Genomic DNA, 13,359 nt, shown 5'->3' on the forward strand with positions numbered 1-13,359 from the left:
GGGGTTCAGCGTGCTGAGCCCCTTGTTTCATAAGATGGAAACCTATTTTGAATAAAGATTTTGCGCACTATTACCAGCAAGTCCGCAGTAAGCAAAAACGCGAGACATTGATCTGGTCGCTTGGCCTGGTGGTGCTCTATCTGGGTGCCGGCAACATCGCCGAGTTCAACTTGCACACCGTATGGGTGTCGATCCCTCACTTCTTTGATTATTTGGCAGAAACTATCCCGACATTGCATTGGTCGTTGCTGTTTGCCGACAGCCATACCGAAGGGTCATTTGCCTACTGGGGCTATCGACTGAACATCCAATTGCCGCTGATTTGGGAAACGCTGCAATTGGCGCTGGCGGCGACCATCCTTTCAGTACTGGTGGCGGGCGTCCTGGCGTTTTTGGCGGCCAATAACACCCATAGCCCGGCAACACTGCGCATGGCGATCCGCACGCTAGTGGCATTTTTGCGCACCATGCCAGAATTGGCCTGGGCGGTCATGTTTGTGATGGCCTTCGGCATTGGTGCTATTCCCGGCTTTTTGGCACTGGCGCTGCACACCATCGGCAGCCTGACAAAACTGTTTTATGAGTCAATTGAAACGGCGTCCAACAAACCGGTACGGGGGCTGGCCGCCTGCGGCGCAACGCCGTTGCAACGCATGCGCTTCGGCATGTGGCCACAGGTGAAACCGATATTCCTGTCATACAGTTTTATGCGACTGGAAGTTAACTTCCGCCAGTCGACCATTCTTGGACTCGTGGGTGCAGGTGGCATCGGGCAGGAACTGATGACCAATATCAAGCTCGATCGCTATGATCAGGTCAGTATGACGCTGTTGCTTATTATCGTGGTGGTTTCGTTGCTGGATTACGCCTCAGGTGAACTACGCAAACGGGTCGTGGAGGGGAAAAAATGATGTCAGCACCAATCATCTCGGCTGAAAAGCTACAGACTCTTAAACAAGAGCACCCAGAGATTTTTTCACAGCAGCGCCGTTACCTGCGTACTGTCGGGATTATCGCCGCGGCTATCGTTTTATATTATCTATTTTTCTTCCAGTTCTTTGGGATCTCCTGGCCGCAGTTTATTAACGGCTGCCAACAGCTCGGCCGCTACTTTATGCGCATGTTCGTTTGGCATGATTTTGTTAACTGGCCGTTTATGTACTACTTCCAGCAAATCTTTATCACTATCGGCATTGTGTTCGCCGGTACGATTACCGCGTCATTGATTGCATTGCCGCTGTCATTCTTTGCTGCGCGCAACGTGATGTCGACACCATTACTACGGCCGCTCTCCGTGGTCGTACGCCGCTTGCTGGATATTCTGCGCGGTATCGACATGGCTATTTGGGGTCTGATTTTTGTACGCGCCGTCGGTATGGGGCCCTTGGCCGGTGTGCTGGCGATCGTGATGCAGGACGTTGGGCTGCTCGGCAAGTTGTATGCTGAAGGCCATGAAGCTGTGGAGAAATCCCCAAGCCGTGGTCTGACGGCAGTCGGTGCCAACGGTCTGCAGAAGCACCGTTACGGTATCTTTACCCAGTCGTTCCCCACTTTTCTGGCACTTAGCCTGTACCAGATTGAATCCAATACCCGCTCTGCAGCGGTGCTGGGCTTCGTTGGGGCAGGGGGGATTGGTCTGGTGTATGCGGAGAACATGCGGCTGTGGAACTGGGATGTCGTGATGTTTATCACCCTGATACTGGTGGTGGTGGTGATGATTATGGATAAGGTGTCGTCGATTCTGCGTAATAAATACATCATTGGCGAAGACATCCCGCTGTATCAGCAAAAAAGCCAAATCGATTGAGAAACCCCGCTCTGATCCCTATACTGCCGCACATATTCAAGCTGTGCGGCCGTACCCGTCATACTTGAAGCTGCCTCTTTGTTGGCTGCATTTGTGCGCCTCGGTCACATAGGTAACCGGGGCGCACAAACTTGCCGCCGCAATGCAGCGCTATATATTTTGGGTACAGGGTGTATTTTTCATTTCACAATGCGCACAGCTCTTCCGGTTTACAAGCTAAAGGCAATTCTATGATCAACAATGACGTGCTGCGCAGCGTGCGCTACATGCTGGGCATCAACGACGCGAAAATGGTTGAGATTATCAAGCTGGATAATTTCGACGTAGCGGTCTCGGCAATGGGTGCTTACGTCATCAAGGAAGGTGAGCCCGGTTTCGAAAAATGCCCGGACGAAGTCATGGCACATTTCCTGAACGGTCTGGTGTACTTCAAGCGCGGTAAAGATGACAAGTTCCCTGCGCCGGAAGTGGAACTGCCGATCACCAACAATTTGGTGTTGAAAAAGCTGCGTGTGGCGTTTGAGTTGAAAGATACCGACATGCACGAAATCTTTACCGCCGTTGACTTCCGCATTTCCAAGCCGGAACTGAGCGCGCTGTTCCGCAAAGAAGGCACCAAAAACTTCCGCCCGTGCGGTGATCAGATGCTGCGTTATTTCCTCAAAGGTTTGGCGCAGCGTATTCGCGGCGTAAAATAAATAACCGCAGGATGTTGATGAAGGCGTAATCGCAAGATTACGCCTTTTTTATTGGTTTTCAGACCTAAGGGGACTCAGCAACTGCTGCGCCAGCGATTCTGCGTGTTGCGCTACCTGCGGTAATCCCATCAGCTCGCCAAAACGGCCACGGGCGGCGGGGCCGACGACGAACAGGTGCTCATTGCTCTGATTCTGGCGGTTCATTGCCCGGGAACAGGCGTCGACCCAAATTCCTAATGCCAGCGGATCGGGCTGGATTATCCCTTCACTGGTGAGCTGTTTCAGCAAAGCATCACTCTGCAACAACGCGCCGTGTGCCGGGCCGGTCGTGACAATCAGTTTATCCACCAACCGTGTTTCTGTTGTCGTACGACCACGTGCTTTTAGCGTCAGGGCGAGGACCGTGTTATCCACGGACACCTGTTTTAGGCTAGCGGCCAGCACTTCAAGTTGCCCATTTTGCTGCATGTCGGTCAGAACATCGCTGACCTGCGGCGCGATGCGATAACGATGTACGTCCCACCATGGGCGCAGATGACGCAGAAAACGCCGTTGCTCTTGCAGTGACCACTGCTGCCAAATCTGCTGGCCGTTAAGACGAATGTCATCCAGTACCCGTTGCCAGGGCTGATGTTCTGCATTCGCCAGTGCCACCTCCTGCCGGATCCGCCGCAGCCAGCCACGGGCGGTTGCTGCCTGCGGTCGTTGGTAATCAAGCTGGCGAACGGCATAGTCTCCGCTCAGGTTTGGACGGGGGAGTTGACCGCGGCGTGAGAAAGCCAGGATCGGCCCGCGATGCCCTTGGCGATGCAGCGACGCAACCACATCCGACATGGTTAAACCGGTGCCGATGATCGCGACCCGATCATCGTTACCCACCTCTGATAGAGCTTCGGTCAACCACGGGTTGGCAATCAGCCCTGGATGGTCTTTCAGTGTCTGCTGAAGCTGTTTCGGTACGGCAGGCGGCGGGTGACTGATGGCCAGCACCACGTCATCGGCAGGGTATGTATGCCCGGAGGCCGTCAGCACAACCCCGTGGCGTAACGCCACCGCATAGTCCTGAACGTGGATGACCTGTACCGCCGAGGTGGTTAGCGCGGTAGCCAGTTTTTCGGCAATATAGCGGCCAAACTGCCCCCGTTGTGGATAGAGGCTGCCATCGGGTCTGAGAGCCTTTACATCCTGCTTGAAGGCTACCGAAGCACGGAACCAGCGGTCGAAATCGCCTTCTTCCTCGTCGGAAAGCTGCATTCGGGCGGCGGGTACATTGATGCGGTGTGCCGGATCGAGGGTACCGTAAGCGACGCCCTGCGCCAGCTGGGCACGAGGCTCAATAATCACCACCTTCAGCCCAGTCGTTCCTCTGCGCGCCAGATGAATTGCCAGGGCTGTACCACTAAAACCGCCGCCAATGATGACTATCTGCCGCTCAGCCATGGCTTGGCACCGGCTGATGCTGGCGCTCCAGCTCACGCACCAGTGGGATCACTTCACGGCCAAAGAATTCCACCTCTTCCTGGAAGTGCAGAAAGCCCAGTAGCATCAGATCTACGCCCGACTGTTTTAGCACGATAATCCGCTCTGCGATTTGCTGCGGCGTACCAATCAGGTTGGTTTTGAATCCATCGTTATATTGCACCAGATCCTCCAGCGTTGATTTAGCCCAGTTACCTTCTCCCTCTGGTGAGGCGCTACCGGCATTTTTAACCTCAGATTGAAAGCCTTTCACCGCATCGGGATTGGCATGATCAAGGATGTCACGCAGTACGCTTTGTGCTTCCTGTTCAGTTTGGCGGGCAATAACAAACCCATTGACGCCGATTCTCACCTTGTGTTGATTTTCCGCGGCTTTGTGTTGGATATCATCAACCTGCTGACGGATAGCTTCTGGGGTGTTGCCGTTAGTGAAATACCAGTCGGAGACCCGTGCTGCCATATCGCGCGCGGCTCTTGAGCTACCACCCTGGAAAATTTCCGGCTGCGGGTCAAGCGGTTTCGGCTTCAATGAATAGTCGCGGAAGCGGTAAAAATCGCCGGCAAAGGTGAAGCTATCCTGCTGCCAGATACCCTGTAGGCAGCGGATAAACTCTTCAGAGCGCAGATAGCGCTCTTCATGATCCAACCAGGGTTCACCAATGGCTTTGAATTCCCCGCGGAACCAACCACTGACGACATTTATCGCAATACGCGCGTTGGACAGGTGGCTGATGGTCGCTATCTGTTTGGCCGCCAGCGTTGGATTCCACGGGCCTGGCAACAGAGCGGCAATGACCTTGAGTTTTTCTGTTGCGGCCAGCAAGTCTTGTGAAAACGTCACCGACTCATGTTGGTTATCGGCACCATAGCCGGCGGTAAAGCGGATCTGCGTCAGGGCATAGTCAAATCCGGCGTGCTCGGCAATTTGTGCCAGCTTGCGGTTATAGGCGGCATCCCAATGGGTACGCTGAGGGATCTGGCTGATCACCAGGCCGCCTGACACGTTAGGTACCCAGTAGGCGAACTTAATTGGCTCATTACTCATGGTTTGCTCCTCAGTTTCACTTTTGCACCGGACGACGATCGCCACCGATGGTTTCTCCGAATGGGCCGGTGTTGACCGTGCGCTGACGTTTCACATCGTTCATCGCCAACGGCAATAGCGGCATGACCAGTTCGGCAAATCGGTGTGCTTCTTCCAGATGCGGGTAGCCCGAAAAAATAAAATTAGTGATCCCCAACGCCTGATATTCACGGATGCGCTCTGCCACCTGTCGCGGATTACCGACCAGAGCGGTTCCTGCACCACCCCGTACCAGTCCTACCCCTGCCCACAAATTGGGCGCGATACGCAAACTGTCCTTCGAACCGCCATGCAGGGCGCTCATCCGGGCCTGCCCGGTTGAATCCATGCGCGAAAATATTTTCTGTGCGGCTGCGATGGTGACTTCATCCAGATGGGCAATCAGTTTGTCGGCAGCTGCCCAGGCTTCCTCTTCGGTTTCCCGTACAATGACATGCAGGCGAATGCCATAGTCCAGCGTGCGACCACGCGCTTGTGCACGTTGACGGACTACAGCAATTTTTTCCGCCACTTGCTCAACCGGCTCTCCCCAGGTGAGATAGGTGTCGATCTGGTTCGCCGCGACGTCCAGAGCGTCTTCAGAAGAACCGCCAAAAAATAGCGGTGGCCCGTTTTCCTGCGCCGGCGGGAACAGGACCTCAGCGCCTTCTACCCGCAGATGCTCACCCTGGAAATCGACCTTTTCACCCTTCAACAGGCGAGAGTAAACCTCAAGAAACTCACGGGTGACCTGATAACGTTCGGCGTGGCTCAGGAATATCCCATCGCCTTTGTTCTCTACCGGGTCGCCGCCGGTGACCACATTGATCAACAGACGGCCTTCTGAAAGACGATCCAGCGTGGCAGCCATTCGTGCGGCAAGGCTAGGGGGTTGCAACCCAGGACGCACGGCGACCAGATAGCGTAGGCGTTTCGTTAGGGGGGCGAGTGCGGCAGCGACTAGCCAGGAATCCTCGCAGCTCTTGCCGGTGGGGATCAGCACGCCGTAATAACCCAGGTTGTCTGCAGCTAGCGCGACTTGCTGTAAATAGGGTAAATCTACCGCTCTTCCGCCCTCGGTGGTGCCCAGATAGCGGCCGTCACCGTGGGTGGGTAAAAACCAGAATACGTTGATGTTGCCCGTCAACTCTTCGTTCATTATCCGTTTCCTATATAACGATATCTTAATTTATTTCATAGAATGTCAAACCTTGGTTATAAACAGGTAAGCAGGAAGTATGCCAAAAATGGATTTCTTATTTTCTGTTAATTATTAGTTGGTTAGTGTGATTTATTGGGACGGGGTTGTGCTGCAAATGCAGCAGTGACTGGCGCCATGCTGCTGCATTTGCAGCAAGGCGGGTATTTCACCTCTCGTTATCCCTGGCGTCTGACGGTATGGTTTCCATTCAACTTCCTTACAGGTCACGACAATGCACGCTTCCGGCCCAGGGTTAATTGATCCCGCCTCTATAGCTTTCCAACGTATTTTGGATCGTTTGGCTCCGACAGATGCGACAGTGCTTATCGTTGGCGAAACCGGCACGGGTAAAGAGGTGGTGGCCCGTTATCTTCATCATCAGAGTCCACGGCGTGAGGGGCCCTTTCTGGCGGTGAACTGCGGAGCTCTGACCGAGAACCTGGCCGAATCGGAACTGTTTGGCCATGAGAAAGGGGCTTTTACGGGGGCAGTGGATCGCCATCAGGGATGGTTTGAGGCGGCGGAAGGTGGCACGCTGCTGCTAGATGAAATAGGTGAATTGAGTCTGCCGTTGCAGGTAAAACTGCTGCGTGTTTTGCAGGAACGGGAAGTGACCCGGGTTGGTTCTCATCGGCCGTTAAAAGTGAATGTCCGGGTCGTGGCTGCCACGCATGTGGATTTGGCGAACGCCATCCGCGAACGCCGCTTTCGTGAGGATCTCTATTATCGGCTGAATGTGGCTGCCGTTTCTCTGCCGCCTTTACGCCAGCGGCGAGAGGATATCCCATTGTTGGCTGAGCATTTCCTGACGCTGTATGCACGGCGGCTGGGGCGACTTCAGTTGCGACTCAGTGAAGAAGCGCTGGCAACCTTGATGAACTATTCATGGCCGGGGAATATCCGCGAGCTGGAAAACACCCTGCACAATGCGGTGCTGCTAAGCAAAGAGCCGTTGATTACGCCACAGCAGCTCAGGTTGAGTGCTGAAAATGTCGGTTCACAGATTTATAGCGATGATTCACTGGATGTGTTTCTTCGCCAGCAGCTTGAGGGTAATGACAGCCCTCTTTATCAGCGGGTGCTGGATTCTCTGGTGCGTAATGCTTTTGAACTGAGCCAGGGCAATCAGTTGCAAGCCGCGACACTGTTGGGGATAAGTCGTAATACATTACGTACCCATTTGGGGCATCTTGGTCTGATTAAGGCCAGACGAAGTGCAAAGGGGGGGAGACTAAACACCGCTCCGCGTGCCGTCAGTAATGAACGTGAGCTGCGCATTGGCTATCAGAAGTTTGGAAATCTGGGGATCCTCAAAGCACGTCAGTCATTGGAGGCTCACTTTGCCGACAGTGGCGTGAGTGTGTTGTGGAGCGAATTTCCTGCCGGCCCTCAGTTGCTGCATGCCTTGGCTAACCGTGAAATCGACTTTGGCACTACCGGTGAGGTTCCACCGTTATTTGCTCAGGCTGGCAACAGCCCGTTGTTGTATGTTGCCTGGGAACCCGCAGCGCCACAAAGTGTGGCATTGCTGGTAGCTCACGACAGCCCGATCCTCACTCTGGCCGACCTGCGTGGCAAACGGATTGCGGTCAACAAAGGCTCCAACGTTCATTATCTTTTGCTGCAACTGCTTGATGAAGCAGGGCTAACGCTGGAAGATGTGCGAGTGGTCTATGCACCGCCTAAATACCCACTAACCCCCAGCGATCATCACGCTGTGGATGCCTGGATGATGTGGGATCCCCTGCTGAGTGATGCTGAGCAACATGGTCAACTTAGGGTTATCGCCAATGGTGTTGGACGGGTAAAGAACCATCAGTTTTATCTCGCACATCGTGATTTTGTCAGGCACTCTCCCGATTTATTGCTCGGGCTGATGGCTGCATTGGAACAAACCGGTCACTACATTGACGCCCACCGTGATGAGGCGGCGGCACTGTTATCGGCTGAATTGGGATTGGTGCCGTCTTCGCTCACCCATGCCTTGGCCCGCCGTAGCCATCAAACCCGCCGGATGGATGTGAATATTATTCGCCAGCAGCAGGCAATAGCTGACCGCTTTTATGCTTTAGGGTTGTTGCCACGTGCAATTAAAGTGCGTGAGGCAGTATGGCAATGATATATAGTCGTACTCATCAAGATAAATGCTCAAAATGTCTTTTAGTTTTGCACTGTCTCTCTGCTTCTTTCATTAAGGATAATGTGATTATGCAATGATGACGTGCACGCAAAGAATATAATGCAGGTGACTACTTCTGTTGTGTGGTCGCTCAGCCACTCCTCACTGTTAGTACCCAAGATAATTCCCGGTTAATTTCTCATGGTCACTGATATGAAAAAGTAACTTTGAGGAATAAAAATGCCAACTATCACTAAATCTAAATCACTTTATACGTTGCCAAGACCGGAATGGTTAGATGCAGCGGGAATGAGTAAAGGTATTGGTCACGATCGTCAGCATCTGGGGATTATCCTCCCTGCGGGGCAAGTGCTGCGAGTGCGCCAAACTAATACAGCGTTTTCCACCAAACTGAAGCTGCGTTTGTTAAATGATGATAATAAAACGGAGGCTGAATTCAACGTTGGTAGCGATTGGGTTGAGGCACGTGTGAGCGCAGTCTCTGTACCGTTTATTGACACGCCTTATGTAGCAGGCGCGCCTGCCGTAGAGTTTGAATACCCGGATACGGTCAAGGCGTTACCCGTCTACCGTAAAGGTGAAAGCGAAACGGCATTTTTTGCGCGCTGGGATGCGCAGGATGCTGAGTTCTCGCTCGTAGATTCTGAATATGCTGTGCTCCTGGTACCTAAAGTCAGTAAAAATGATCTGAAGTCGCTGGAGGAAGCAAAAAATATTGATGGTCTGATCGCCTATTACGAACGCATCTTCACATTTTATAATGCGCTGGCAGGCATTTCTTTTGAGGCTGAAGATAATTCCAGTCGTAATATAAAAAACCGATATTTTATCAAGGCCGATAAAAATGGCGCAGGTGCGGCTTATTATGGGGGCAATTGGACGGCGGAAAGTACCCCGTCAGTCAGCAGCTTCTGGTTGACGGCGAAAGATAATAACTGGGGGAGCCTGCATGAAATTGCACACGGTTACCAGGGGCACTTTATGGGCGATAAGTATTTTTCCACCGGTGAAGTGTGGAACAATATTTATGCCGCCTGCTATCAAAGTGTGATGTTGGGTGATCGTAAATACAAAGAAGGTTGGCTGTATAATTACGGCAATATCCTCTCTGTTGAAAAGCAAATTACCGACTATGTTATTCAGGCGAAACCGCTCAATCAGTGGGATCTACGCTCTAAACTGTACTTTATCGTATTGATGGTTGAGAAGGCTGGCCGTAACGCGTTTACGTATTTTAATCAACAGTATCGCAAGGATTGCAATACGGCGGGCTTTGTCCCTAGCGAACATGCTTTGTTGGATATGCTGTCGGAAAGCTTTGCCGTGGCCGGCAACAAAGTGGATGTTACGCCATTTATCCAATGGGTCGGTGGCTATGTGACCCAGACGCAGTGTAATCGAAACGCTTTTAGCCACGCCAAAGCCGTTTATCCGCTGTGCCAATTGGTCGGTGCACAAGATCTTGAAGCCGTGAAATTGCAGTTGAAATTGGATTCCACGTTGCAGTTGGTTGACTCAACCCAGTTGAAAGCCAGTGGCCTGAAAGGCAATGCGACACTGCATTTCAATATTGACGATTTTGCACAGATTTATGGCGAAGACCTGATCCTGATGGAAGGGGCACGTTACGCCTATAAGACGCGGATCAACAGTCCAACCATGGTATTGAGCGAGTTACCCATTGGTGTTTACACTCTGCGTCTGCCAACCGGAAAAAACCATAAGTATCAGCCGACGCTCGGCTATCTGGTGCTGAAGCAGGGGGATAATGCGGTAGACATTCACTTTGTTAAAAAGGTCTCCTCACCCATTGTTTCTCAAGACATTAACCTGCTGGGGCTGAGTGATGCTGTTTTCGCCACCGTGGTTGCCGATCACGGTAAAGGTAAGGTGGTGATTGACGTTACCAGCACCACGCCACACGCTTATTTTCCTGATATGACCTATGCCAAAATTATCGTGCGTAACCAGCAAAATGCGGTGGTTTTCAGTAAGGACATTCCTGGCACCAAGGCGACGTTGAGTCATGATGAATTGCCGTTCACCGTAGGTGACAAAATTGAAATTTATCATGAGGAACCGGGGCGGGTACGGGTGAGTCCGGCGTATCCAGACATTATTGATAGCAAAAACAAAACCAACGTTTTGCTCATTACCAAAAGCGGAATGAAAAATGAAGCGTTGATGGGCGACCCGGATCTCGCGTTATTGTCGCGCCTTGAGAGTGCAGCGCAGCGTTTACGCAGTGACCGTCAGGCTTATTATGCGCCGTTCTCGGTGTTTAAAGACGATATCTATTTGGCGATCAATACGTTTACCAGCCCTCAACGTGAACAGTTATTAGAAACCTATAAAGACTGTGTTCCTGCCAGTAATACCCGCCCAGAGGGCAATGTGGGTAATCTCTTTACCGTCGCTTGTAAGGGGATTAGCGATTGGCAGTTTCTGACCGGCACGGTTGATCTGGTGAAAAAAACCTTAACGGTGAACATTGAAGGCGGCATTGCGCACCACTACTTCCCAGAGATTTATGCCGCGATCAGTTATGACGACGCAGACGGTAATACTCTGTACCACCACGAAGTGATTGGCAGTGAAGCACGGCAAGCCAGTTCGGTAGTCCTGCCGATCTCAGGTTATGGCGGTGAGGTGATTCACCTGCATCATGAAGAGCCGGACAGCCGGTTAGTGATCACCAATGAGATGCAACATGTACGGTTGAGTGGCGTGGGCAAGCAACAGACTTATTGCATTACCCCGGTAGGTCTGGAGCGGATTACTGATTAACGTCCCCAGGGGGTCGGACCCCAATGCGAGAGGCGCCGGGAGATTTCCCCGGCGCTGTTTTAAGCTAGGATGCGTCACGTGCCAGAATATGGGTTGGCGGGTGCACACTGATACTGATCCGTTTTTCCCCTGCCGTTTGTCGGTATTCGTTAAGCATTGCGAGGATATCGTCGTCCAGATAATTAATCCCTTCGCAATCAATGATCACCGTGCTGTTAGGCTCAATCTGTCCCAATAGATGCTTTAACCGCATCTTGTTGAGAAAAGTCAGGTTTTGCTGGCACTGGAGCAAATAATGGTCGTTGTAGCGAGTCAGACGCAAGGCGTGACGATTGCTTTGATACAGGCTCCACAGCAGTTGCGCGACCAGACCGAGTGCAATACCCGCTAACATGCCGAATGCCAGAATGCCACCGAGCGTGATGATAAAAGGGACAAATTGCTGCAGGCCCTGACGCCACAGAGTGATAAAAATACGCGGATGTGCCAGTTTAAAACCGGTGTAAATCAAGATAGCCGCCAGACTGGCGAGTGGAATGTTGTTGAGCAGCTCAGTGAACAGCAGGGCGCTGAATAACAGCAGCACGCCGTGGAGTAAAATCGACACCCGGCTACGTGCGCCAGCCTGTACATTGGCGGAGCTGCGCACAATCACTGCGGTAATGGGCAAGCCGCCCAATAACCCGCTGATCAGGTTGCCCACGCCTTGGGCGCGCAGTTCTTTATCGGCAGAAGGTTCCGGCATCATTGGCGCCATTTTTTTCAGCGCTTCCTGACTCAGCAACGTTTCCAGACTGGCAACAATAGCCAACGTGATAGCGACCAGGTATACCGCCGGGTTGCGCCAAGCCTGCCAGTTTGGCAGAGAAAATTGCGTTTGCAGTGCTTCAATACTGGTCAGTGCCAGTAATTCTATTCGTGGCAACGTGCCTGTGGCGGGCCAAACCTTCTGGCCTAACCAGACAAACAAACACCCCCACAGTACGGCAATCAGCGGTCCGGGTAATGCCGTCAAACGCAGACGTTGTTTGAGCGACGATTTCCCCCAAAACGCAATCAGCAGTAGCGCACCCAGCGTCAGCATGACAGCCGCTGGAGCGATATCGTTTTGCAGTTGTGCGACTGACGGTTTCTCACTCAGGCCATGCCCAAGGGGATAGCCCATAGCCAGTGGCAACTGTTGAATGATCAGCAAAATGCCGATAGCTGCCAGCATGCCGTGGATCACCGCTCCGGGGATAAGTGCTGCCAGCTTGCCACCCCGCAGCAGGCCGAACGCCAGTTGCAAGATACCGGCCAGTAATAGCGCCAACAAAAACGATGGAAAATCACCTAACGTCACCATAGCGCCGGTCACTATGGTCACTAACCCGGCAGCAGGGCCGCTGACTGAAAAGGGCGAAGGGCTGAGCAGGGTGACGACAATGCCGCCGATCACCCCAGTGAGCAGCCCAACGAAGGGCGGCACGCCGCTGGCTTGCGCAATACCCAGGCTCAATGGTAGGGCGACTAGAAACACCACTAGCCCGGCGGGCAGGTCAAAACGCAGGTCTGCGCGATTCATGTCACCCTCCCGCCAGCGTTTCGCTGTTCCAGGACATTCAGAAAACCGGTGTGGAGATCGTAAATGCAACCGAACAGTGTTAATGCCGTATTGCGTTGCCAGGCTCGTTGAATCAATTGGGTTTCACTGAGGGTATTGAGCTGAAGCTGTACGTTAGTGCTTACTGCATTCTTCAGATGGGCTGTGTCGTCTGAACGGGAATCGGTGTTTGCCGGCAGATGCGGTTCCAGATTTGCGCGCAGTGTGTTGAGACGGCGGGTGAGTGAGTCCTCACTGGGGCTACTCTGGTTGCTCAGGGCAGATTGAATTCCACCGCACCCATAATGCCCACAAACCACAATAGCGCCGACGCCCAGATGCTCGACGGCGTATTGCACCACGCTCATCAAATTATCATCCTGCTCTTCAATCACGTTGGCAATATTACGGTGTACGAACAGTTCACCGGGTTGAGCTCGCACGATAGTTTCGGCGGGGACCCGACTGTCGGAACAGCCAATCCACAGAATTTGCGGTTTCTGCGCTTGTGCCAATTGCGGGAAGAAGTTTGGATCACGCCATTGCTGCTGGGTTGCCCAACTGCGATTTTTGACCAGTAAATGATTAATCGATGTCATGGG

At 52.7% G+C, this 13,359-nt stretch carries 10 protein-coding genes; 5 read left to right on the forward strand and 5 right to left on the reverse strand.

Annotation, left to right across the window (positions count from 1 at the left end):
• The first annotated feature begins 47 nt into the window (after window positions 1-47).
• The 3 genes from phnE (SGBXF1_RS06820) to SGBXF1_RS06830 all read left to right on the forward strand — a co-directional run bounded on the left by phnE (SGBXF1_RS06820) (window position 48) and on the right by SGBXF1_RS06830 (window position 2,505).
• Window positions 48-911 (forward strand): phosphonate ABC transporter, permease protein PhnE, encoded by an 864-nt coding sequence (phnE, locus tag SGBXF1_RS06820; protein WP_186428024.1) that lies wholly within the window; start codon window positions 48-50, stop codon window positions 909-911.
• Window positions 908-1,807 (forward strand): phosphonate ABC transporter, permease protein PhnE, encoded by a 900-nt coding sequence (phnE, locus tag SGBXF1_RS06825; protein ID WP_186428025.1) that lies wholly within the window; start codon window positions 908-910, stop codon window positions 1,805-1,807. The genes phnE (SGBXF1_RS06820) and phnE (SGBXF1_RS06825) overlap by 4 nt, the downstream gene beginning before the upstream one ends.
• 230 nt (window positions 1,808-2,037) lie before the next feature.
• Entirely contained in the window at window positions 2,038-2,505 is a 468-nt protein-coding gene (locus SGBXF1_RS06830) for a YehS family protein (RefSeq protein ID WP_061806979.1), read from the forward strand.
• Between the two features lie 48 nt (window positions 2,506-2,553).
• On the opposite strand, the gene SGBXF1_RS06835 is transcribed toward SGBXF1_RS06830, so the two are convergent.
• From SGBXF1_RS06835 to ssuD, 3 genes are read right to left on the reverse strand one after another with little or no spacing between them, the layout of a single operon-like run.
• Entirely contained in the window at window positions 2,554-3,945 is a 1,392-nt protein-coding gene (locus SGBXF1_RS06835; RefSeq protein WP_186428026.1) for an FAD/NAD(P)-binding protein, read from the reverse strand.
• Complete coding sequence (gene sfnG, locus SGBXF1_RS06840) at window positions 3,938-5,029, reverse strand: dimethylsulfone monooxygenase SfnG (protein WP_186428027.1); 1,092 nt, start codon at window positions 5,027-5,029, stop codon at window positions 3,938-3,940. Before sfnG ends, SGBXF1_RS06835 begins: the two co-directional genes overlap by 8 nt.
• A gap of 16 nt (window positions 5,030-5,045) precedes the next feature.
• On the reverse strand, window positions 5,046-6,206 hold the full coding sequence (ssuD, locus tag SGBXF1_RS06845; protein WP_186428028.1) for an FMNH2-dependent alkanesulfonate monooxygenase: 1,161 nt from the start codon (window positions 6,204-6,206) through the stop codon (window positions 5,046-5,048).
• A gap of 274 nt (window positions 6,207-6,480) precedes the next feature.
• Between ssuD and SGBXF1_RS06850 the strand changes: the two genes are divergently transcribed.
• The gene (locus SGBXF1_RS06850; protein ID WP_186428029.1) at window positions 6,481-8,367 is read left to right on the forward strand and encodes a sigma-54-dependent Fis family transcriptional regulator; all 1,887 of its coding nucleotides are present in this window, start codon (window positions 6,481-6,483) and stop codon (window positions 8,365-8,367) included.
• A 240-nt stretch (window positions 8,368-8,607) separates the two neighbouring features.
• A complete protein-coding gene (locus SGBXF1_RS06855) occupies window positions 8,608-11,175 on the forward strand; it encodes a putative mucin/carbohydrate-binding domain-containing protein (protein WP_186428030.1) in 2,568 nt (855 codons plus the stop codon).
• A 64-nt stretch (window positions 11,176-11,239) separates the two neighbouring features.
• Here SGBXF1_RS06855 and SGBXF1_RS06860 read toward each other — a convergent pair whose 3' ends face one another.
• Window positions 11,240-12,739 (reverse strand): SulP family inorganic anion transporter, encoded by a 1,500-nt coding sequence (locus SGBXF1_RS06860; RefSeq protein ID WP_186428031.1) that lies wholly within the window; start codon window positions 12,737-12,739, stop codon window positions 11,240-11,242.
• Window positions 12,736-13,356, reverse strand: a complete 621-nt coding sequence (locus SGBXF1_RS06865) for a carbonic anhydrase (protein ID WP_186428032.1) — start codon at window positions 13,354-13,356, stop codon at window positions 12,736-12,738. The genes SGBXF1_RS06860 and SGBXF1_RS06865 overlap by 4 nt, the downstream gene beginning before the upstream one ends.
• Between the last annotated feature and the right edge of the window lie 3 nt (window positions 13,357-13,359).

This window comes from Serratia grimesii, assembly GCF_900186025.1.
Taxonomy (GTDB): Bacteria; Pseudomonadota; Gammaproteobacteria; order Enterobacterales; family Enterobacteriaceae; genus Serratia; species Serratia grimesii.

Coding starts and splice junctions, on each gene's coding strand:
- SGBXF1_RS06860 (WP_186428031.1), bottom strand. CDS start 12,739: ATGAATCGCGCAGACCTGCGTTTTGACCTGCCCGCCGGGCTAGTGGTG.
- SGBXF1_RS06830 (WP_061806979.1), top strand. CDS start 2,038: ATGATCAACAATGACGTGCTGCGCAGCGTGCGCTACATGCTGGGCATC.
- phnE (WP_186428025.1), top strand. CDS start 908: ATGATGTCAGCACCAATCATCTCGGCTGAAAAGCTACAGACTCTTAAA.
- SGBXF1_RS06855 (WP_186428030.1), top strand. CDS start 8,608: ATGCCAACTATCACTAAATCTAAATCACTTTATACGTTGCCAAGACCG.
- SGBXF1_RS06835 (WP_186428026.1), bottom strand. CDS start 3,945: ATGGCTGAGCGGCAGATAGTCATCATTGGCGGCGGTTTTAGTGGTACA.
- SGBXF1_RS06850 (WP_186428029.1), top strand. CDS start 6,481: ATGCACGCTTCCGGCCCAGGGTTAATTGATCCCGCCTCTATAGCTTTC.
- ssuD (WP_186428028.1), bottom strand. CDS start 6,206: ATGAACGAAGAGTTGACGGGCAACATCAACGTATTCTGGTTTTTACCC.
- sfnG (WP_186428027.1), bottom strand. CDS start 5,029: ATGAGTAATGAGCCAATTAAGTTCGCCTACTGGGTACCTAACGTGTCA.
- SGBXF1_RS06865 (WP_186428032.1), bottom strand. CDS start 13,356: ATGACATCGATTAATCATTTACTGGTCAAAAATCGCAGTTGGGCAACC.